The organism is Kitasatospora sp. NPDC008050 (assembly GCF_042957465.1).
GTDB lineage: Bacteria > Actinomycetota > Actinomycetes > Streptomycetales > Streptomycetaceae > Kitasatospora.
In genome coordinates this window covers 1-1,080 of record NZ_JBIBIJ010000078.1, presented here as the reverse complement: position 1 = coordinate 1,080, position 1,080 = coordinate 1, and the positions used below count along the sequence as shown (strand labels likewise).

The window sequence follows — 1,080 nt, the reverse complement described above, 5'->3', positions numbered from 1 at the left end:
CGGCACATCCTCCGGAATCCCCGCCAACACCCCCTCCAACGCCCCACGATCCGCCACATCACACGCCACCACCGACACCCGAGCCCCCAACCCCTCCAACTCCCCCACCAACTCCACCGCACCCTCAGCACCCAACCCCCGACGCGACACCAACACCACATGCTCCGCACCCACACCCACCAACCACCGCGCCACACAAGCACCCACCCCACCCGTACCACCCGTCACCAACACCGACCCACCCACACCCCAACCCCCACCAGCCACACCCGAAACACCCAACGGCGCCCGCACCAACCGCCGACCGAACACCCCCGACGACCGCACCGCCACCTGATCCTCAACCCCCGACACCAACACACCCACCAACCCAGCACCCACCCGCTCATCCCACACCACCGGCACATCCACCAACCCACCCCACACCCCAGCACACTCCAACCCCACCACCTGACCCAACGCCCACAACGCCACCCCACCAGCCCTCACACCCTCAACCGAACCCAACCCCAACGCCCCACACACCACCATCCACAACCGACCACCCACACCCACATCCACCAACGCCTGCACCAACACCAACGACAACACCAACCCACCCCCACCAACAACACCATCACCCTCACCAACAACACCCTCGCCCTCGCCCTCGCCCTCGCCAACACCCAACAACGACACCACACCCGCAACCTCCACCCCCTCACACACCCCACGCAACCGCTCACCCACCACCTCACGACCATCCCCCACACCCACAACAACCTCAACCACCCGCGCACCCGCACCCACCAACGCACCCCTCACACCATCAACAACCCCACCAACACCACCCCAACCCGGCACCACCAACACCCACACCCCCGACAACACCCCACCCGACCCCACCGACACCGACCGCTCAACCACCCGATACCGCCACGAATCCACCACCGAACCAACCACCCGCCGACGCCGCCACTCCGACAACACCGGCACCACCGAACCCCAACCATCCCCACCACCAACCACCGACACCACACCCTCCACATCCCCACGCTCCACCGCACCCCAGAACGCACCCTCAACCCCATCCACCACACC

The 1,080-nt window shown here is 66.6% G+C and carries 1 protein-coding gene; it reads right to left on the bottom strand.

All coding sequences use genetic code 11. From position 1 onward, the window contains the following. Positions 1 to 1,080, bottom strand: a 1,080-nt coding sequence (locus ACFZB9_RS36945) for an SDR family NAD(P)-dependent oxidoreductase (RefSeq protein ID WP_391454555.1), incomplete at both ends; no start/stop codon positions are given.